This window comes from Salinispora mooreana (assembly GCF_000379065.1).
Taxonomy (GTDB): Bacteria; Actinomycetota; Actinomycetes; order Mycobacteriales; family Micromonosporaceae; genus Micromonospora; species Micromonospora mooreana.
On the sequence record NZ_KB900614.1, the window covers coordinates 3,968,135 to 3,988,513 of the forward strand.

Genomic DNA, 20,379 nt, shown 5'->3' on the forward strand with positions numbered 1-20,379 from the left:
GTCGCTTTTGTGCTGTGGATAACCGCTGTGGAAACCGGCCTGGCTGTGGATAACCCTGTGGATTAGGCATGGTCGCCGCGGACGACGGGCCGGCGGACCGAGTGGCCCTCAGATGTCCAGAAACCGCACATCCTTGGCGTTACGCTGGATAAACGAGCGACGAGCCTCGACATCCTCCCCCATCAGCACACTGAACAGCTCGTCCGCGGTCGCCGCGTCGTCGAGCGTGACCTGGCGCAGGGTGCGCGTAGCCGGATTCATCGTGGTCTCCCAGAGCTCGGGATAGTTCATCTCGCCGAGCCCCTTGAACCGCTGGATGTCGTCCGGCTTTGCGTTGGGCTTCTTCTGCTGCCGCAGAGTGATCAGGCCGTCCCGCTCTCGGTCGGAGTACGCGTACTGCGCGTCATCCCCCTTCCGATTCCACTTGATCTTGTAGAGCGGCGGCGCGGCCAGGTAGACGTGCCCCAACTCGACCAGCGGTCGCATGAAGCGGAAGAGCAGGGTCAGTAGCAGCGTCTGGATGTGCTGACCATCGACGTCCGCGTCGGCCATCAACACAATCTTGTGGTACCGCAACTTCTCGATGTCGAAGTCGTCGTGGATGCCCGTGCCGAGCGCGGTGATCAGCGCCTGGACCTCGTTGTTCCTCAGGACCCGGTCGATCCGCGCCTTCTCCACATTGAGGATCTTGCCGCGGATCGGCAGGATCGCCTGCGTCCGCGGGTCGCGCCCCTGCTTGGCGGAGCCGCCCGCCGAGTCGCCCTCAACGATGAAGACCTCGCACTCACGGGGATCGGTTGACTGGCAGTCGGCCAGCTTGCCCGGCATCGAGCCGGACTCCAGCAACGACTTACGACGGGCCAGCTTGCGTGCCTGCTGGGCGGCGACCCGGGCGCGCGCGGCCTGGGACGCCTTGGTGATGATGACCTTCGCCTCGGCCGGGTTACGGTCCAGCCAGTCAACCAGCCACTCGTTGCAGACCCGCTGCACGAAGCTCTTGACCGGGGTGTTGCCCAGCTTGGTCTTGGTCTGCCCCTCGAACTGCGGATTGGTCAGCTTCACCGAGATGATCGCCGCCAACCCCTCCCGGATGTCCTCCCCGGAGAGCTTCTCGTCACTCTTGAGCAGCCGCTTCTCCGCGCCGTACCGGTTGATGACGCTGGTCAGCGCCGACCGGAAGCCTTCCTCGTGGGTGCCGCCCTCATGCGTGTTGATGTTGTTGGCGAAGGTGTAGACCGACTCGCCATACGACTCGTTCCACTGCATGGCGATCTCGACCGACATGCCGTCTTCCTCGGTGCCGAACTCGACCACCGACTTGTGGATCGGGGTCTTCGAGGCGTTGAGGTGCCGGACGAAGTCGGCGATGCCACCCTGGTAGCAGAAGGTGACCTCCCGCATCCTGCTGTCATCGCCCTCGTCGACTCGCTCGTCGAGGAAGTGGATGGTCAGACCCCGGTTGAGGAAGGCCATCTCCTGGAGCCGGCGGTAGATGGTCTGGAAGTCGAAGTCAACGGTCTCGAAGACCCTCGGATCGGGCCAGAAGGAAACCGCCGAGCCGGTGGCGTCGGTCGGCTCCCCCTTTACCAGCGGCGTCGGCTTCGAGTCCGTGTACGACTGCCGCCAGAAGTAGCCGTCCTTCTGGATCTCCACAGCCATCCGGGTGGAGAGGGCGTTCACGACCGACACACCGACGCCGTGCAGGCCACCGGAGACGGCGTACGCCTTGCCGTCAAACTTGCCGCCGGCGTGCAGCACGGTCAGCGCTACCTCCACACCCGGCTTCTTGAGCTTCGGATGCGGGTCGACCGGGAAACCACGGCCATTGTCGATTACGCGAACCCCACCGTCGGCGAGTAGCACCACGTCAATGGTGTCGCAGTGCCCGGCCAGCGCCTCGTCCACCGCGTTGTCCACGACCTCCCACACCAGGTGGTGCAGACCGCGTTGGCCGGTGGACCCGATGTACATACCGGGGCGCTTACGGACCGCCTCCAACCCTTCGAGGACGGTGATCGACTCTGCGCCGTACTCCTGCTTGTCCTGCGCTGCCACCCTCGGCCACTTTCTCGCGTCGGCCACACCACTGGCGCGACCGGTCACGGGGTTCGGCGGACAGAACGCGACGTCGGGCGCGCGGACCGGCACCGGAGAGTGATCCGGGCTGGGGGTCGAACGCGCCGGCCGCCGCGGTTGCCCGCGGATCGCGATCGGCTCAACCCTGATGTGGAACGATGATCTCGGGCCCGGCTGGCCCCGGGTTTCATCGCTCCGCACCGGGTCTTCGTCTCAGGCTCAATCCTACTGGGCGTCGGCGACAGATCCACCACTCGGCACCCCTTGCGCGGCGGCTGAGACCTTCGTAGCCGGCCGACCGCTCACTCCACGACTCCCCCTACGCGCACCGAGCCGACCGTAGGCTCGCACCGTCGGCGACGCTCCCCGCCCAATGTGTGTCCATCTCGCGATGAACTCCGGCTTGATCTTTGCCGGCTGGAACCGGACGATCGACCCGTTCGTACGGAGATGGGCTTGAGAGGTGACACCAGATGGGGCTGGACAACGTCGTGGTGAACTGGCCGCGGACCGGCCGCTTCTACGACCCGGTCGCGCCGGCGGAGTTCGTGGACTTCGGCGAGATCGTCGACATGCCGCAGATTTCCGCACCGACCGCCGCGCTCGCCGAGCTGATCGCCAAGACCGGCACGGTCCGGGCGACGGCGTACACCGAGCTGGTCGATCTGATCCTCGGCTTGAAAGATGTGCTGTACGCCACAGAGAACTCGGAAGAGGACGAGGACCCCGTGATCGACCCGGACGGCTGCGGGTGGATCGCCGACGGAGTCGAGCGGTTCGTGGCGCGGCACCGAGCAGTCGGTGAGGCAGTCACCTTCGAAACCGTCAGCGAGGTGCTCCGCGTGCTACTCGGGGACGGACGCCTGGCCGAGCAGCAGCTGCGTTGGCTGGACAGCCGGCTGGACCGGCTCCGTGACGACAACGGAGCTCCGCCGCAGTGGACCTTCACCTGCGCGGAGCTGAGCGTCCTCGCCGCATTCTACCGCCGCTGCGCCGAGCGGGGCTTCGCGGTCTACGCCGAGTCGGTGGCACCCCGCCGGGCTGTTCAGCCGTAGGTGTCCCGGGGGCCGCGGCCCCGGACCCGACGAGGGCCACGCGACCAAGACGGCGCGGCCGGACCGTGAATGTGCAACCGGCGTACGACGTTGTGGCCCACCTCGCGGGCGATCTGCTGCAGCAGCGATCCGGCGAGCAGCCGGAGCTGGGTGGCCCAGGCGGTCGAGCGCGCCTCCACGGTCAGCTCCCCCCCCTCCAGCTTCACCGGCCGGCTGTGCTGGGCCACATCTGGGCCGACCACCCGTTCCCAGGCGCCGAAGACCGTCGCCTCGGCCGCCGGTTGCTGCCAGCCCCGGGTCTTCACCAGCCGGTCCAGCACTGCGCCGAGCGGCTGCGGATCGCGCGGGTCCGGCCCCGGGCCGGAGTAGCCCCGCGGCCGTCGCCCCCCACCGCTCGCCCCACCGCTGCGGCTGCGCCGCTGCGGCTGCGCCGCCTGACGGCGAGCCTTCGCCGCATCCAGCACCGCCCGCGCGAGTTGCGGGCCGGCCGCCTCGGTCGGGGCCCCGGCGTCCGATGCCGGGGCGGCCCCGTCCGCGCCGGTCGCCGCCGCATGGGGCCCGACGGCGAATCCCGCCTCATCCGACACGCTCTACCTCCCCCTCGCGGACAACGAATCGCGCTCCGTGTAGACGCGCGGGGAGATCTTCTGCCACCGCACAGGTCACCAGGAGTTGGCTCGCCTCGCCGACCAGCTCGGCGAGGCGGTCCCGCCGGCCGGTGTCCAGCTCGGCGAAGACATCGTCCAGCACCAGCACCGGCTCGATCCCGTCGGCACGCAGCAGGTCGTAACCGGCCAGCCGGAGCGCCAGCGCCAACGACCAGGACTCGCCGTGGCTGGCGTACCCCTTCGCGGGCAGTGGCCCCAGCGTGAGGTTGAGGTCGTCCCGGTGCGGGCCGACCAGGGTGGTCCCCCGCTCGATCTCGGCTGCCCGGCCGGCGGCGAGCGCCTCGCTCAGCGCCGCGGTCAGCTCCGCCCGGTCAGCGGTTGGGCTGGCCGACTCGATCGCCGATCGGTACGTGATGCCGGCCGCACCGGTACCGGCGGCCACCGCGTCGTACGCCCGGGTGATGTGCGGGGCGAGCGCGGCGACAAGATCGAGCCGACCGGCAAGCAGCTCGGCACCGCGCCGCGCGAGGTGGTCGTCCCAGACCGCGAGCGTGGAGAGGTCGCCGCCGCGGGCCCCACCGGTCTTGCGCGCCAGGTACGCGGTGCGCAGCAGGGCGTTTCGTTGCCGGAGTACCCGTTCGTAGTCAGCCCGCACCCCGGCGTACCGGGGCTGCCGGAGCACCAGCAGATCGTCCAGATAGCGGCGCCGCTGCGCCGGGTCGCCCCGGACCAGTTCCAGGTCCTCCGGGGCGAAGAGCACCAGCCGCAGGGCGCCGAGCACGTCCCGGGCCCGCCGGGCCGGGGACCGACCGAGCCGGGCCCGGTTCGCCCGCCCCGGAACGATCTCCAACTCGACCAGGAGCTCCCGTCCCTCGTGCACCACGGCGCAGCGGATGATCCCCGCGGTGGCGCCCATCCGGACCAGCGGGGCGTCCGTGGCGACCCGGTGGGAGTCCAGGGTCGCCACGTAGCCGAGCGCCTCGATCAGGTTGGTCTTGCCGACCCCGTTCGCACCGACCAGGACGTTCGCCCCCGGTTCGAGGTCCACGCCGACCCGCTCGTACGAGCGGAAGTCAACGAGTTCCAGCCGGCGGACGTACACGGGTGGTGGTTGCCGTCAGCGCTTGCGAACGGCGTGCCCGCCGAACTGCTGACGCAGCGCGGCGACGGCCTTCATCGCGGGTGAGTCGTCCTGGCGGGAGGCGAAACGGGCGAAGAGCGCGGCGGAGATGACGTTCATCGGAACGGCGAGCCGGACCGCCTCGTCCACGGTCCACCGCCCCTCGCCGGTGTCCTCCGTGTAGGGGCTCAGCTCGGCCAGCTCCGGGTCCTCGTCGAGCGCACGGTCGAGCAGGTCGAGCAGCCAGGAGCGGACGACCGTGCCCTCCCGCCAGGATTTGAAGACACCGGGAACATCGGTGACCAGCTCGGACTTCGCCAGCAGTTCGTAGCCCTCGGCGTAGGCGTGCATGAGACCGTACTCGACGCCGTTGTGCACCATCTTGGCGTAGTGTCCGGCACCGACCGGACCGGCGTGCACGAAGCCGAACTCTCCGGCCGGCTTCAGCGCCTCGAAGATCGGCATTATCCGGTCAACGTGCTCCTGGGCGCCGCCGACCATGAGGGCGTACCCGTTCTGCCGGCCCCAGACGCCACCGGAAACCCCGGCGTCGACGTACCCGATGCCGCGCTCGTTCAGCCGCTCGGCGCGCGGGGCATCGTCACTGAACCGCGAGTTGCCACCATCAACGATGATGTCGCCGGCGTCGAGCACCTCCGCCACCTTGCTGATGGTGTCGTCGGTGACGGCGGCGGGGACCATGACCCACACCGCGCGGGGCGCGTCCAGCTTCTGCGCCATCTCCGCCAGGCTCGCGACGTCGCTCAGCTCGGCCTGGTTGTCGTAGCCGATCACCTCATGCCCGGCGGCACGCAGCCGCTCACGCATGTTGCCGCCCATGCGACCGAGCCCTACCAGGCCGAGCTGCATTGTCCGTACCTCCGTGCGTTGTGGTTCGTCTCGGTGCGATCAGCGGGAGACGCGGATCGGCATGATGAGGTAGCGGTACCCGGGCACGACCTCGCCATCCTCGTCGACAGGGGAAATCACCGCCGGCTTGAAGGCATCAACGAACGACAGAACGGCGAACTGGGTCCCCATGTTCGAGAGACCGTCGATCAGATACTGCGGGTTGAAGCCAACAGTCAGCGGATCACCGCTGAAGCTGGCCTCCATCGCCTCGCTGGCCCGAGCCTCCTCGGTGCCACCGGCCTCCACCACCAGACCGTCGCCGCTGAAGCTCAGCAGCACCGGAGTGGTGCGTTCGGCGACGAGCGCGACCCGCTTGACAACCTCGATGAGCGCACTGACCGGCACCTGGGCCTGCGCGTTGTGGGTGGCGGGGAAGAGCGAACGCACCGGCGGATAGTTGGCACCGTCGAGGAGCCGGCTGGTGGTGCGACGGGGGCCGCCGACGAAACCGATCATGCCCTCGCCCGCCGCTCCCTGGGAGAGCGCCATGGTGACCTGGCCGCCAAGGGGTCCGAGGGCCTTGGCGGTGTCGTGCAGCGTGCGGGCTGGGACCAGGGCGTTGAGGCTGATCTCCGGGTCTTCCGGGTTCCACTCGATCTCGCGCAGGGCAAGGCGGTAGCGGTCGGTGGCGAGCATGGCCAACGTGCCGCCGGAGAGCTCCAGCCGGACGCCGGTCATCATCGGCAGGGTCTCGTCCCGGCCGGCTGCCACGGCTACCTGGGCGACGGCGGCGGCGAACGCGGCGGCGTCGATGGTGCCAGTGCTGACCGGCATCTCCGGGAGCGTGGGATAGTCCTCGACCGGCATGGTGGGCAGGGTGAACCGGGCACTGCCGCAGACGAGCTCGAGGTGGGCGCCGACCGCCGCGATGTCGACCGGCTTGGCCGGCAGCGCCTTGGTGATTTCGGCGAGGAGCCGGCCGGAGACCAGGGCGGCACCGTCGGCGTCACCCTGCACCTCGACGGTCACCTGGCTGGAGACCTCGTAGTCGAAGCCGGAGACCTGCAGGTTGCCGTCGGTAACCCGGAGCAGCACTCCGGCGAGCACCGGCACGGACGGCCGGTTCGGCAGGCTCTTCGCGGTCCAGGCCACGGCCTCGGCGAGCGCGTCGCGCTCTACTCGGAACTTCATCAATGCCTCCGCGTCAACGTCAGCGCCAACTCTCTCATGCCGACCGCTGCCTGCCGACCCGCCGGGGCGTGCCGGTTCTCCTGGCACCTTAGGGCGCGTGGCCGTCGGCGGTACGTCCGACCCCACGCATGTCCAGGTGCCGCTGATCGGCAGCGGCGGTCTGCGGCCCGATCCACAGGAAGTCCAACGGTGATGATTGGTTTTTGTTGTCTTTAGAGATCTAACTCATCGTCTTCGTCGCACCTGTGCAAACTGTGGAGAACCCACGTTGACGCAGGTCAGCCTGGTAGCACACCGGTGGGTTTCCTGTGGAGAACCCGGGGGAAAACCCAGGTCGTCATCCACAGGCCAGAGTTACCCCCAGCCCGTCCACCGTTGTCCACCGGTTATCCACCGGTTATCCACGGACTTCGTCCCCAGGCTTGTGGATTGCCGCTCATAGCTCGACCCGAGTTATCCCCAGAACCTTCAACAGCCCGTCCACACCCGGTCCACCGCCTGTGGACAACGACATCGTTATCCCCAAGTGTCCACAGCACTACCCCCAGGTTTTTCCACAGCCTGTGGATAACGAGGGGTCGGTGGACCACGTTCTCCACCGACGGGAGCGGAAGCTGTGGACAACGAGCGGGGCTTCCTGGCGCCGACGGGACACCCGGATTCCACCCGCCGCCCGGATCCGGGTGTCCCGTCGTTCGGTCCGGTGGGGTGGTGGAGCACCGAAGGAACACCGCCGTGGCGCCGGTTCGGCGGGTGGTTGTGGTGACCTTGGCGGGTGGTGCGCGGCCCGGCGGTCGCCTCAGGTGTTCTGCTTGATCCGGTTGGTCAGCTCGGCGATCTGGTTGTAGAGCGACCGCCGCTCGGCCATCTGCTGACGGATCTTGCGGTCGGCGTGCATGACCGTGGTGTGGTCGCGGCCCCCGAACGCCTGCCCGATTCGGGGCAGCGACAGGTCGGTCAGCTCCCGGCACAGGTACATGGCGACCTGGCGGGCGTTGACGAGCACCCGCGAGCGGGAGTGCCCACGCAGGTCCTCCAGACTCACCCCGAAGTAGTCGGCGGTCGCCACCATGATCTGGTCGGCGGTGATCTCCGGTCCGGTGCCGTCCGGAATGAAGTCCCGCAGCACCTCCTCGGCCAGCGACAGCTCGACCGACGACCGGGTGAGGCTGGCGAATGCGGTGACCCGGATCAGCGCGCCCTCGAGCTCTCGGATCGAGTTCGACACCCGGGACGCGATGAACTCGAGCACGTCCGGCGGGGCGAACAGCCGCTCCTGGGCGGCTTTCTTCTGTAGGATCGCGATCCGGGTCTCCAGGTCTGGCGGCTGGATGTCGGCGAGCAGACCCCACTCGAACCGGGTCCGCAACCGGTCCTCCAGGGTCGCCAGCTGCTTCGGCGACCGGTCGGAGGTGATCACGATCTGTTTGTTGGCGTTGTGCAGCGTGTTGAAGGTGTGGAAGAACTCCTCCTGCGTCCGCTCCCGGTTTTCCAGGAACTGAATGTCGTCGATCAGGAGGATGTCGACATCCCGGTACCGGCGCTGGAAGGCGCTGGTCTTGTCGTCGCGCAGCGAGTTGATGAAGTCGTTGGTGAACTCCTCGGTCGAGACGTACCGGACCGAGTTGGCGTTGCCGAGCGTCGTGGCGTAGTGGCCGATCGCGTGCAGCAGGTGCGTCTTGCCCAGCCCCGAGCTGCCGTAGATGAACAGCGGGTTGTACGCCTTCGCCGGTGACTCGGCGACCGCCACCGAAGCCGCGTGGGCGAATCGGTTGGACGAACCGATGACGAACGTCTCGAACATGTACTTCGGGTTGAGCCGGTTGCCACCGCCGTCGGCGGGTGCTGGTAGCCGACGGTCCTCGCGGCCACCGGGCCGGTGGTGGTCCACCCGCCCCGGCCCGCTGTCGGTGCCGAGTTCCCGGGGCAGCGCCGGCCTCCCGTGCGGGTCCGCCGCCTCTGCTCGGTAGCGGCCGTCGAACGGCCGTTCGGTCACCGGTGGGCCCAGCCGGGCCTGCTCGTCAACATCGTGTCGTTCGCCTCGAGGCGGCCCGCTGAAGACGGAGCTGAACAACGGCTCCTGGCCGTCCCGGGACACCGGCGATGGCTGCTCCCCGTACGAATCGGCGGGCACCGCGGCGCGGCGCTCCGGCTGGGCCTGCCCGGGAATCAGCGGGAACCGTTGGTCTACGCCGGTGTCCGGGCCGCCTCCCACGACATCGCCGGTGGTGTCGCCGGGCAATCCGCCGGCCTCCGGGCTCGGGGCGCTGTGGTAAATGGTGCCGGCCGCCCGGCCGGCACCATCTTCCGGCGCGCGCACCGTGACAGCTACCTGGATGGGTCGCCCCATTCGGCGGGTGAGCGCCTCGGTGATCGCCGGGCGGAGTCGGGACTCGATGACATCTCGGGTGAAGGCGTCCGGGACGGAGACGAGCGCGGTGTCCTCGACGACGGCGCGGAGCCGGGTCAGCCGCAGGTAAGCCCGCTGCTGCGCGGAGACGATCTCGTCGGCGAGCTCGTCGGTTGTTGCCGTCCACACCTCGGCGAGGTCGGTTGTACCCGTCACCGTCGTGCCACCCCCTCGCCTCTGTTCCCGGACGCCGCCGTCCTCCCCGTCGGCCGTCCCGGGTCCACCGCGTTCACGCGATGTTTCCCCCACCCCGGCTGACCGACCGGTTCTTGTCCACAAGTTATCCACAGCCTGTGTGGGTACCGATTGTGGCCGCCCATCGAATGTGGGTCAGACCTCCCCCGGTACGAGCGGGCGCTGAAGCGGGTCATCTAGCCGAACGATCCACCGCCCGATTCGGTCTTGCCTGCCGGCGGCGACCACAGCCGGACCGACCCTGGGCATCCGACAGCCACTCACCGCGATTCGGGCCAACAGCCCTGCACCGCAATCGGGCACGGTAACAGCGATGTCCGGACGCCATCAACAGCGGACGTACGTCGACCGTTGGCAGCAGCAGCGAAAACGTCGGAACTGCCGGCGCCGGGTCGGCCGGTGGGAGCGTTGACGCTCGTTGTGCCCCTGCGTACGCTGGAGCGGCTGCTGTCTCACCCTCTGCTAGGGTGATGGATGCTTGCTGTCCGCAGCGTCGGGCAGCGTTGATCGGGGGCGCCACGAAGGTGTTCCGGATCATGACCTGGTTCGGATCATGACACGACCCGGATCGTGACACGAACCGAAACTGGGACGACCTCGGACCAGACGCGACCCCGGCGATCCCTCGCCCAGGGGTAGGACAACGGAGAGCCTGACGTGAGCAAGCGCACCTTCCAGCCGAACAACCGCCGGCGCGCGAAGACCCACGGCTTCCGGCTGCGCATGCGCACCCGTGCCGGCCGCGCCATCATCTCGACCCGTCGCAGCAAGGGCCGCGCTCGCCTGGCGGCCTGAGGCCACCAGGTCCGATCGGCAGGGCGTGGAGAGTCGTGCTGACCGCCGCGCAGCGTCTGCGGCGCAGCACTGACTTCGCCGCGGCGGTCCGTGGTGGCCGACGCGTCGGGCGCGGCGTGGTCGTCGTCCACCTGGCTTTGCCCGGCATTCCGCCGGAGATCTCTTCGCCGAAGCCGGCGCGGGACACTGGTGCGGAGCAGACATCCGCACCAGCCCGCGCCGGCTTCGTCGTCTCCAAGGCGGTTGGCAACGCCGTCGTCCGCAACACTGTCCGCCGCCGGCTGCGGCACCTGGTCCGGGAGCGCCTCCCCGAACTGCCGGCCGGGAGCACCCTCATCGTCCGTGCCCTGCCTGCCGCGGCCCACCGGTCGTACCAACGACTCGGTGTCGATCTCGACGCCGCGATCGCGGCCGCGTGCGCCCCCCGCGGGCGGCGGTCCCGGTGAGTTCGGCACCAGATCCGCCACCGCCGATCTCACTCGGTGCCCGGGTGCTGGCCGGGCCAATCATCGCGTACCGTCGGTGGATAAGTCCGGCGTTGCCGGCCCGCTGTCGGTTCTACCCGTCGTGCAGCGCATATGCCCTGGAGGCGGTGACCCGCCACGGCCCGGTTCGGGGAGCCGGCCTGACGGCCCGGCGGCTGATGCGTTGCCACCCCTTCCACCCCGGTGGATTCGACCCGGTGCCGGAGCCGGGCGGTCGCCGCCGTGCCGATGTGACTGGAGTCTGAGAATTGAGTCTCGACTGGATCTACTACGCGATCTCGTGGATCCTGCTGCTCTGGCATCAGGCGTGGGACGTCATCGGCGTGCCGGAAGGCGTGGTGCTCGGCACCAACTGGTCCTGGATCCTCGCCATCGTCTTCCTGGTGGTCACCGTTCGGGTGATCCTCTTCCCGGTCTTTGTCAAGCAGATCAAGTCGCAGCGGGCGATGCAGGCGCTGCAACCGCAGGTCAAGGCGCTGCAGGAGAAGCACAAGGGTGATCGGGAGACGCTCCAGAAGGAGATGATGGAGCTATATCGGAAGGAAAAGGCCAACCCGCTCATGGGCTGCCTTCCGATGTTTCTTCAGATCCCGGTCTTCCTCGGCCTGTTCCACGTGCTCCGCCGGCTCAACCCGGACCATACCAAGAAGACGCTCTACGGCTGGTCGGTCGAGCAGTTCGACAGCGCATCGGTCGCGAAGCTCTTCACCGCGCCGATCGCCGGCAAGTTCGGCTCCTCCGCCGAGGAACTGGCCGCGCTGGGGGCCGACGGCACCACCGTCAAGATCATGGCCGGCATTCTGGTGCTGGTGATGATGGGCACCACCTACCTGACCAGCCGCCAGATGATCCTCAAGACCGGCTGGGCCGAGGACCCGCAGCAGCGGATGATCCAGCGGTTGATGCTCTACGGCATCCCGGCGTCGCTGCTCATCTCCGGCGCGATCTTCCCGATCGGTGTGATCATCTACTGGGTCACCAACAACATGTTCACGCTGGCCCAGCAGCAGTGGGTGTTGCGCAAGTTCCCGCCGCCGCCGAGCGCGAAGTCCAGCACCACCGGTACGCGTGGTCCGGTGCAGCCGGCGAAGAGCGGTGGCCTCTTCGGCCGCAGCAAGTCCGCCCCTTCGGCCGCCACCCAGCCGGCCGCTACCAAGGTCGCCGCCCCGAAGCCGGGTGCCAAGCCCACCAGCCAGAAGAAGGGCCAGCCCGCGAGCCAGAAGGGGCAGGCTGCCGGCCAGAAGGGGCAGGCTGCCGGCCAGAAGGGGCAGGCTGCCGGCCAGAAGAAGGGCCAGCCCGCCAACCAGAAGGGCCGTCCCGCCAAACGGCAGGGCTGATCCGACCGGTGCCCAGCGGTACTTCTTTACCTTGGTAGGTACCGCCGCCGGAGGGCAAAACGCCGCCGCGCCCCGCGGCCACGGGTGAGACTGCCCGGATAGACCTACCCGTGGTACCGGCGTTCCCGCCGGCCCGGGAGACCAGCGGACCCGACGGTCCGGCCGAGTGAGTACGGAGGAGACCGTGACCGAGATCAGCACGCCCCGCGCTGACGAGTCCCAGGATGCCGAAGGGACGGAGACGACGGCGAAGGGCCAGACCGAGGCGGCCGAGGCCGAGGCCGACGGCACGGAGCAGCGGTCCACCGGCGAGGGCGATCTGTTCCGGCAGAGTGAGATCGCCGCCGACTACGTGGAGGGCCTGCTCGACATCCTCGACTACGACGGGGACATCGACGAGTTGGTCTCCGGTGGGCGTCCGGTCGTGGAGGTGGTTGGCGGCCGACTACAGAGCCTGGTTGGTCAGCGCGGTGCCACGCTGGAGGCGCTTCAGGAACTCACCCGGCTCGCTGTCTTCCGGCAGACCGGCACCCCCAGCCGACTGCTGCTCGACGTGGGCGGCTACCGGGCGGGCCGCCGTAAGGAGCTCGCGGCGGTGGCGAGGAACGCCGTCGAGAAGGTCAAGGAGCACGGCGAGTCGGTGCGGCTGGAGCCGATGTCCGCCTTCGAACGTAAGTGTGTGCACGACGTGGTCAACGCGATCGACGGCGTCGCGAGCGAGTCTGAGGGCGTCGAGCCGAGTCGGCGCATCATCGTTCGGCCGGCGGACTGAGCGGGTGACTCACGACGACACAGCGGCGCGCCTCGCGTCCGGCCCGGGTGGTACGCCGCCCGGGCCGTTCCCTGTCGGCGAGCGCCCCGTGCCGGGAGCGGTGGATGCCGCGCCGCCGCCGGAGTTGGCCGCCGCGGCCCGGGCGCTCTTCGGTGACCGGCTGGGCCTGGCTGTTGCGTACGCGGGCCTGTTGGTGACCGACGGGGTGGTCCGGGGACTCATCGGCCCGCGAGAGGCACCGCGGATCTGGGACCGGCATCTGCTCAACTGCGCGGCGGTGGCAGAGCGGATTCCGTCGGGCGCGACGGTGCTTGACGTGGGTAGCGGTGCCGGACTGCCGGGCCTCGTGCTTGCTGTCGCTCGGCCGGATCTCTCGGTCACCCTGATCGAGCCGCTCGCCCGTCGCACCGCCTTCCTCGTCGAGGCGGTGACGCAGCTCGACCTGGCGGCCTCGGTCCAGGTTGTCCGGGGCCGGGCCGAGGAGATCGCTTCCGGTGGTGGCGGAGTCGAGCCGCTCACCGGCGATGTGGTGACTGCTCGGGCGGTGGCCCCGCTGGACCGGCTCGCCCGGTGGTGCCTTCCGCTGGCCGTGCCGGGCGGACGGGTGGTGGCCCTCAAGGGCACGTCGGCCGCGGAGGAGGTCGCTGAGCATTCCGTCGTCGTGGACCGACTCGGTGGCGGCGTGCCGGAGGTGCACCATTGCGCTGTGGGCGTTGTCGAGCCACCGACGACGGTGATCGAGATTGTTCGGGAACGGGTGGTGGCACCGCCGCGACCCACGTCTGCGAAACGCTCTCGTGGTGGTCGGCGGCGCTGAGTCGGCGGGACCATGTGATCACCGTTGACCGTTGACCGTTGACCGTTGACCGCTCAGCGGTCTGCCGGAATTCGGCGGATCCGGCTTGCCGGAGCGGTAACTGCCTCGTTGAACAGGTACGGGTGGTAGGCGGAGCACGAAGCCCGACGTGGACCGACCGCGCCCGACCCCCGTAGGCTGGCCGCGCGTCGATATTGTGAAGCGGGCGGCGCCGGGTGCTCACCGGGATTCCGACCGCTTCCAACGGGCCGCACGCTCGGGTGTGACGACCCGAGCGACCCGTTGACAGGATGCGGACCGACCATCCGAAGCGGGCAGGGATGACAGGTGCATGACGACGGCAGGTACGACGATCCGCGCGTGACCGGGTCAACGGGCGACCTGGTTTCACGTGAAACCGACGATCCCGGTTGGGTCCCCCCCAGCCTCTCCGTCAGCCCGCCTTCCCGAGTGCCGCAGGACGACACCTTCCGGCGAGCGGCGCCAATTCCGGGACCCACCCGCCTATCGTCGCCGGAAGTACCGTTGAGCCGGAGCGCCGGGGAGAGCCCCCGGGCCGGCGATCCCCGGGCGGCCGAGCAGGCCGCGTCGGTACGGGGGAAGGCAGCCACGTCGGCACGCATCGAGGTGGCTGTGCCGCAGCAGGCAATGCCGGGACGGCCGGCCGAACCGACCAAGGCTCCGAACCTGCCCTCCGGGCAGGACGGGGTTGATGACACGTACGTTTCACGTGAAACACCGACGCGCGAAGAGGATGACCCACCGTTGGCGATGGAAGCTATGCGCGCCGTGCAGATCCTGAACCCGAGCGGCGAGGTGACGATGCCTCGCCCAGAACGGACCCGGGTCATGTGCGTCGCGAACCAGAAGGGCGGCGTTGGAAAGACCACCACGACGGTGAACCTGGCAGTGGCGCTAGCACTGCACGGGAACCGAGTGCTGGTGGTCGACCTCGATCCGCAGGGCAACGCGTCTACCGGACTCAACGTCCCACACCACACCGGGGTGCCGGACGTGTACGACTGCCTGATCAACGGCCTGCCCCTGGAGGATGTGGCCCAGCCGGTCGAGGGAATCCCCAGTCTGTGGTGCGTACCCGCGACAATTGACCTGGCCGGAGCCGAGATTGAACTGGTCTCTGTGGTTGCCCGGGAGTCGCGGCTGGCCCGCGCCATCACCGGCTACCCGGGTCACTTCGACTACGTCCTCATCGACTGCCCGCCGTCGCTTGGTCTGCTCACGGTGAACGCGTTGGTTGCTGCGGAGGAGGTACTCATCCCAATCCAGTGTGAGTACTACGCGCTGGAGGGGTTGAACCAACTCATCAACAACATCAACCTCGTCCGGCAGCACCTCAACCCCCGGCTGGACGTCTCCACCATCCTGCTCACGATGTACGACCGACGTACGCGGCTGGCGGACGCGGTGGAGCAGGATGTGCGTAACCACTTTGGGAACAAGGTGCTCCAGGCAGTCATCCCCCGTAACGTCCGGGTATCCGAGGCACCTAGCTACGGCCAATCTGTGATGACCTACGATCCCGGGTCACGGGGGGCGACGAGTTACTTCGAGGCCGCCCAGGAGATCGCCGAGCGGGGTATCAAGGCCGAGGTAAGCCGCAATGCATAGCGCGGACAGGCCACGGGGAGGCCAGGCATGAAGAATCGTCCCAAGGGTGGACTCGGCCGAGGGCTGGGCGCCCTCATTCCTACCGAGGCGGCGGTGCCCAGTGGGCCCGCCCCATTCGTCGGTAGCCCAGCGGTGACACCGACCGCTGGCCTGCCGGCGGTGAGTACGCCGCCACCCGCGTCCGAGTCACTCAGCCCGGTCCCGGGTGCTCGCTTTGCCGAGATACCGGTCGACGCGATCGTCCCCAACCCGAAGCAGCCGCGGCAGGTCTTCGACGAGGACGCCCTGGAGGAGCTGAAGGTCTCTATCGAGGAAGTCGGCTTCCTCCAGCCGATCGTTGTCCGCCAGCTCGACGACGAGAAGTTTGAACTCGTCATGGGTGAGCGCCGCTGGCGGGCCGCACAGGCAGTTGGTCGGAGCGCCATTCCGGCGATCGTGCGGGACACCCGGGACGATTCGATGCTTCGGGACGCGTTGCTGGAGAACATCCACCGCGCCAACCTGAACCCGCTGGAAGAGGCGGCGGCGTACCAGCAACTGTTGGATGAGTTCGGTGCCACCCACGAGGAGCTGGCCCGCCGGATCGGCCGGAGCCGCCCGCAGATCTCCAACACAATCCGGCTACTCAACCTCCCTGCCCAGGTCCAGCGCCGCGTCGCCGCTGGAGTGCTCTCTGCTGGCCATGCCCGAGCGTTGTTGAGCCTGGACGATCCGGATGCGCAGGAGCGGCTTGCCCAACGGATCGTCGCCGAGGGACTGTCGGTACGGGCAACCGAGGAGGTGGTGGCACTCTCGCTCACCGATGACACCAGTGAGAAGGAGGCGCCGAAGCGTCGGCCGAAGCCGCATGCGCCAGCACTGACCGATCTCGCCGATCGACTCTCCGACCGCTTCGACACCAGAGTCAAGGTCGACATCGGCCGGAGCAAAGGAAAGATCACGATCGAGTTCGGCAGTGTGGACGACCTGGAGCGGATCGTCGACATCATCGGGGTCGACCGGGAGCAGCCCGAGGACTGACCGAAGGCCCTCCTCCCGCCGTAGAGCGCCGCCCCTGTTTCACGTGAAACAGGGGCGGTTGTCGTTCGGCTTGGGAGCTTGGGAGCTTGGGAGCTTGGGAGCTTGGGAGCTTGGGAGCTTGGGAGCTTGGGAGCTTGGGAGCTTGGGAGCTTGGGAGCTTGGGAGCTTGGGAGCTAACCCGCTCGGCCAACCGGCCCGCTTGACCCCGAGCCCACTCGGCCCAACCGGCCGACCGCTCGCCACGTGCCCGCTTGCCTGCTCACTCGGACCTGCCGGCTCCTTGGCCCGGTCCTCAACTGCGGTGGCTCACTCGGATCGACCTGGCGAGTGACTTCCTCGGTACCCAGTGTTGGCCCCGCGATCGGATGATCGGCCCACCAGCGCCCCGCGAATCTGACCGTCGACACAGGATCGGTGCAGTAGAAGCCTCGTCCCCAACGTTATCCACAGCAGTTGTCCACAGGTGGCGCTGTTTCACGTGAAACAGCGCCTCAACCTCCGTGTTGACCTGTGGAAGATGGCTGTGGATAACCTCAGGCCTCCTGTGGATAACTTGCTGAGTGGTGGATGGGTGGCGGCGGGCAGGTCTGGCGAATCGGGGGTCGAAGGAGGTGGGGACAGCAGTCCCGGAAACAGTTAGGGTCACCTCGTGCCCGACACCCCTCCCGCAGTGCCGAACTTCACCCAATGGCCCTCCTTCCCCTTCGAGGGCGATCTCCGCGTCAGACAACTCGATGATCCGGTCGCGACCGAGCCGCACCGTCACGGCGAAGGCGGCCGGGAATGCATCGCGTGCGACGCCCCCGATGAGGCGTACATCTGGGCCGACGAGCGGTGGCGGGTACGTGCGATGGATAGACCTACCGGGCTTCCGGTGGTGTTGATCCTTGAATCCCGTTCCCACTTGGATCTGGGTGACCTACCGAATCTGCTCGCGGCCGAACTCGGCGTGCTGACGGTCCGGCTGGAACGCGCCATCCGGTCTCTCGACGGCGTGTCCCGGGTGCATGTGAATCGCTGGGGCGACGGATCAGCGCACCTGCACCTCTGGTTCCTCGCCCGGCCGTACGGTCGGCTCCAGCTTCGGGGCACCTTCCTGCCCCTGTGGGATTCGATCCTGCCGCCGATCCCCGAGCCGACCTGGCGGGAGAATCTAGCCCTCGTCGCTGCGTGGTTGGCGGACTTCGGTGGACGTCAACTCGCCGAACCGACTCGAATCCGGTGGCAGGCACCGGCCAGTTTCGGTGCGGTAGAGGCCGCGGAGCACGCGGAGAGCGCGGAGCACGCGGAGACTGCCAAGGAGACGGAGAGCGCTGAGCCGGCTCGAACGAAGGAAACTCGGCTTTCGTGACCTGGTAGCAGCGCGCGGCAGATAGGGGCGGCCCGGTGGAGCGCGGCGATGCGGCGGTGACGCTGACGTTCCGGCGGGCGGCGAGGGAGCCCCGGGCAACGCCGAGAGCGAAGCCGCGCCCGGTGGTGCAGCCGAAGACCCCGCAGGCCGCACCGACTCGGGTCCGCTGGAGACGGTGGGTGACGTTCCCCGCCGCAGACATCAGCGCCGAAGGCGGCCCCGTCCTGACGCTGGCGCCGACTACGACCGCGCTTCGCCGGCTCAGGCTGCCCGGGAGGCAGCTTGGGAAACCAGGGTCCCGATCATCCGACCGAAGTCGAGACCGGCAGCCTGGGCCGCGAGCGGTAGCAGTGAGGTCTCCGTCATGCCGGGTGCGACGTTCACCCCGAGTACGTGCGGCTGATCATCGGCATCAACGATCAGGTCGACCCGGCTGAGGTCGCGTAACCCGAGCGCGGTGTGGGCGGCGACGGCGAGCTCGGCGACCGCCTCGGCCACCTCGGTGGTCAGCCGGGCCGGTGTGTGCCACGTGGTGTGGCCGGCCGTGTACCGGGCGGCGTAGTCGTATACCCCGTTCCGGGGCACGATCTCCACCGCCGGCAGAGCCTGCGGTCCCTGCCCGAGGTCGACCACGGATACCGCCACGTCTGTCCCGGCTAGGTAGCGTTCGACGAGGGCGGTGGAGTCGTACGCGAAACAACCGACCATCGCGGCCGGCAGTGCGGCGCTGTCCCGGACCACGGCGGCGCCCAAGCCCGAGCCGCCCTGCGCGGGCTTCACCATCAGCGGGAGGCCCAGCCGGTCGGCGATGCGGTCCAGCACCGCTACCGCACCAAGTTCGGAGAATCGGTCATGGGGTAGGGCCACCCATTCCGGGGTGGGGATGTGGGCTTCTCGCAGCACGGTCTTGGCCGAGGGTTTGTCCCAGGCACGGCGGGACGCACGCGCATCGCAGCCGACGTATGGGACGTCGCAGAGGTCCAGCACACCCCGGAGCGACCCGTCCTCGCCGGTGGCGCCGTGCAGCGCGATGACCACTGCGTCCGGCGGATCGGCGATGAGCGTCGGCAGGAGGGCGACATCCGCGTCGCGCAGCTCCGCCTCCACGCCCACCGCGCGTAGCGCGTCGAGGACCCGACGGCCGGATCGCAGCGAGACGTCCCGTTCATAGGAGAGCCCGCCGGCGAGTACCAGCACGCGCAGGTCGGTCAGAACAGCGGGGTCGGCAGCGGTCTTACCCATGCCCAAATCATGCCAAGTCTGGTCCGGGTGTGTCCGAACCGGCCCGCCCTCGACGAGAGCCGGGAGAGCCGACGGCGCCGAAGACCCGACGCATGGCGATGTCCTGCTCCATCACACCGGAGAGGCGCCGCACGCCCTCCCGGATCCGCTCGGGCGGCGGGAAGGAGAAGTTGAGGCGCATCGCATCGGTGCCGGTGCCGTCGGCGTAGAAGCCAGTGCCCGGCACGTACGCCACCCGGGCGGCGATGGCGCGGGGCATCATCGCCTTCGAGTCCAGCCCGTCCGGCAGCGTGGCCCAGACGAAGAGGCCGCCTCCAGGCCGGGTCCACGCCGTACCGGCCGGCATCAGGTCCGCCATGGCCGCGAGGAGCGCGTCCCGCCGCTCCCGGTAGACCTCCCGGTAGACCTTGAGCTGCTCCCGCCACGGCATCGTGCCGAGGTAGGTGGCCACGGCCGCCTGAGCGAAACCGCTGGGGCAAAGGATCTGTGCCTCACTGGCGATGACGAGTTTGTCCCGCACCGCGTGCGGGGCGAGGATCCAACCGACCCGCAGCCCCGGCGCGAAGGTCTTCGAGAACGTGCTGAGGTAGAAGACGCCATCGCGGCGGCGAGCGCGCAGCGGTGCCGGGGCATCGCCCTCGAAGCCGAGTTGCCCGTACGGGTCGTCCTCCACCACCAGCAGGCCGGCGCGTTCGCAGATGTCGAGGATCCGTTCCCGCCGCTGCTCGGTCAGCGTCACGCCGGTCGGATTCTGGTACGTGGGGATGGTGTAGAGGAACTTGATCCGGCGCCCGGCGCGCGCCTGATCAGCGATGGCCGTCTCCAGGGCCTCGGGGACCAGCCCGTCGTTGTCCATCGGCACGTGTACGACCTGCGCCTGGGCGGCTTGGAAGACCCCGAGCGCCCCGACATAGGTCGGACCTTCGGCGAGCACGACATCGCCGGGGTCGAGGAAGAGGCGCGCGACCAGGTCCAGCGCCTGCTGGCCGCCGACGGTGACGACGACGTCGTCGGGGGAGGCACCGCAGGCGGCGTCGATGCCGGAGAACGACATCACCTCACAGATCCGCTCCCGTAGCTCCGGGGTGCCCTGGCCGATGCCGTACTGGAGGGTGGTGCTGCCGTGGTCGGCACCGAGCCGGCCGAGCATCTCGCCGACCGCGTCCAGGGGGAGAGCAGCGACGTACGGCGCACCTCCGGCGAGCGAGACCACCTCCGGCCGGTTGGCCACCGCGAAGAGCGCCCGGATCTCCGAGGCGGTCATGCCTCGGACCCGTCGGGCGTAGCGGTCGGTGTAATCGTCGAGCGTCGTGCCGGTCATGTTCCGCTGTCACCTGCCCGGTGGTCGTTTCGCGTATCCCTTCCCGTGGTGTCCGGATCCGGCGTACGATCGTTGGTCGGGGACACCGAAGGGGCGGTCTACC

Annotated in this window: 16 protein-coding genes and 2 pseudogenes; 10 read left to right on the forward strand and 8 right to left on the reverse strand. The window is 68.8% G+C overall.

Annotated features, from left to right (window positions below; translation table 11 throughout):
* Positions 1–108: 108 nt before the first annotated feature.
* Positions 109–2,055, reverse strand: coding sequence for a DNA topoisomerase (ATP-hydrolyzing) subunit B (gene gyrB, locus SALPAC6_RS0118880; protein WP_026189835.1), 1,947 nt, complete (start codon positions 2,053–2,055; stop codon positions 109–111).
* Between the two features lie 494 nt (positions 2,056–2,549).
* On the opposite strand from gyrB, the gene SALPAC6_RS0118885 reads away from it, so the two are divergent.
* Entirely contained in the window at positions 2,550–3,131 is a 582-nt protein-coding gene (locus SALPAC6_RS0118885) for a hypothetical protein (RefSeq protein ID WP_018254916.1), read from the forward strand.
* Here SALPAC6_RS0118885 and SALPAC6_RS0118890 read toward each other — a convergent pair.
* From SALPAC6_RS0118890 to dnaA, 5 genes and pseudogenes are all read right to left on the reverse strand, one after another.
* Positions 3,122–3,718, reverse strand: a complete 597-nt coding sequence (locus tag SALPAC6_RS0118890; RefSeq protein ID WP_018254917.1) for a DUF721 domain-containing protein — start codon at positions 3,716–3,718, stop codon at positions 3,122–3,124. The genes SALPAC6_RS0118885 and SALPAC6_RS0118890 overlap by 10 nt on opposite strands.
* Entirely contained in the window at positions 3,708–4,841 is a 1,134-nt protein-coding gene (gene recF / locus SALPAC6_RS0118895; RefSeq protein ID WP_018254918.1) for a DNA replication/repair protein RecF, read from the reverse strand. Before recF ends, SALPAC6_RS0118890 begins: the two co-directional genes overlap by 11 nt.
* A gap of 15 nt (positions 4,842–4,856) precedes the next feature.
* Positions 4,857–5,747: pseudogene (gene gnd, locus SALPAC6_RS0118900) on the reverse strand (phosphogluconate dehydrogenase (NAD(+)-dependent, decarboxylating)); the annotation flags it as partial.
* Between the two features lie 21 nt (positions 5,748–5,768).
* Positions 5,769–6,902, reverse strand: coding sequence for a DNA polymerase III subunit beta (gene dnaN / locus SALPAC6_RS0118905; RefSeq protein ID WP_018254920.1), 1,134 nt, complete (start codon positions 6,900–6,902; stop codon positions 5,769–5,771).
* A gap of 799 nt (positions 6,903–7,701) precedes the next feature.
* The gene (dnaA, locus tag SALPAC6_RS0118910; protein ID WP_018254921.1) at positions 7,702–9,468 is read right to left on the reverse strand and encodes a chromosomal replication initiator protein DnaA; all 1,767 of its coding nucleotides are present in this window, start codon (positions 9,466–9,468) and stop codon (positions 7,702–7,704) included.
* 696 nt (positions 9,469–10,164) lie between these two features.
* Here dnaA and rpmH point away from each other — a divergent pair.
* The 9 genes and pseudogenes from rpmH (at position 10,165) to SALPAC6_RS31420 (ending at position 17,941) form a co-directional block, all read left to right on the forward strand.
* Positions 10,165–10,302, forward strand: a complete 138-nt coding sequence (gene rpmH / locus SALPAC6_RS0118915; RefSeq protein WP_018221882.1) for a 50S ribosomal protein L34 — start codon at positions 10,165–10,167, stop codon at positions 10,300–10,302.
* A 35-nt stretch (positions 10,303–10,337) separates the two neighbouring features.
* A complete protein-coding gene (gene rnpA / locus SALPAC6_RS0118920; protein WP_018254922.1) occupies positions 10,338–10,748 on the forward strand; it encodes a ribonuclease P protein component in 411 nt (136 codons plus the stop codon).
* Positions 10,745–11,032, forward strand: coding sequence for a membrane protein insertion efficiency factor YidD (gene yidD / locus SALPAC6_RS0118925; protein ID WP_026189836.1), 288 nt, complete (start codon positions 10,745–10,747; stop codon positions 11,030–11,032). Before rnpA ends, yidD begins: the two co-directional genes overlap by 4 nt.
* A 3-nt stretch (positions 11,033–11,035) precedes the next feature.
* Positions 11,036–12,124, forward strand: coding sequence for a membrane protein insertase YidC (gene yidC / locus SALPAC6_RS0118930; protein ID WP_018254924.1), 1,089 nt, complete (start codon positions 11,036–11,038; stop codon positions 12,122–12,124).
* 166 nt (positions 12,125–12,290) lie between these two features.
* On the forward strand, positions 12,291–12,896 hold the full coding sequence (locus tag SALPAC6_RS0118935; RefSeq protein ID WP_018254925.1) for a Jag family protein: 606 nt from the start codon (positions 12,291–12,293) through the stop codon (positions 12,894–12,896).
* A gap of 88 nt (positions 12,897–12,984) precedes the next feature.
* A complete protein-coding gene (rsmG, locus tag SALPAC6_RS0118940; RefSeq protein WP_026189837.1) occupies positions 12,985–13,713 on the forward strand; it encodes a 16S rRNA (guanine(527)-N(7))-methyltransferase RsmG in 729 nt (242 codons plus the stop codon).
* Between the two features lie 327 nt (positions 13,714–14,040).
* Positions 14,041–15,342 carry a ParA family protein gene (locus SALPAC6_RS0118945; RefSeq protein WP_080636086.1) on the forward strand — a complete coding sequence of 434 codons (1,302 nt, stop codon included), beginning with the start codon at positions 14,041–14,043 and terminating at the stop codon, positions 15,340–15,342.
* Between the two features lie 27 nt (positions 15,343–15,369).
* The gene (locus tag SALPAC6_RS0118950; RefSeq protein WP_026189839.1) at positions 15,370–16,362 is read left to right on the forward strand and encodes a ParB/RepB/Spo0J family partition protein; all 993 of its coding nucleotides are present in this window, start codon (positions 15,370–15,372) and stop codon (positions 16,360–16,362) included.
* Positions 16,363–17,032: 670 nt separating this feature from the next.
* A pseudogene (locus SALPAC6_RS31420) lies at positions 17,033–17,941 on the forward strand (hypothetical protein).
* Positions 17,942–17,974: 33 nt separating this feature from the next.
* On the opposite strand, the gene SALPAC6_RS0118960 reads toward SALPAC6_RS31420, so the two are convergent.
* Entirely contained in the window at positions 17,975–18,955 is a 981-nt protein-coding gene (locus SALPAC6_RS0118960) for a D-alanine--D-alanine ligase family protein (protein WP_018254930.1), read from the reverse strand.
* A 7-nt stretch (positions 18,956–18,962) separates the two neighbouring features.
* Positions 18,963–20,276, reverse strand: a complete 1,314-nt coding sequence (locus SALPAC6_RS0118965; RefSeq protein ID WP_018254931.1) for an aminotransferase-like domain-containing protein — start codon at positions 20,274–20,276, stop codon at positions 18,963–18,965.
* Positions 20,277–20,379 lie beyond the last annotated feature (103 nt).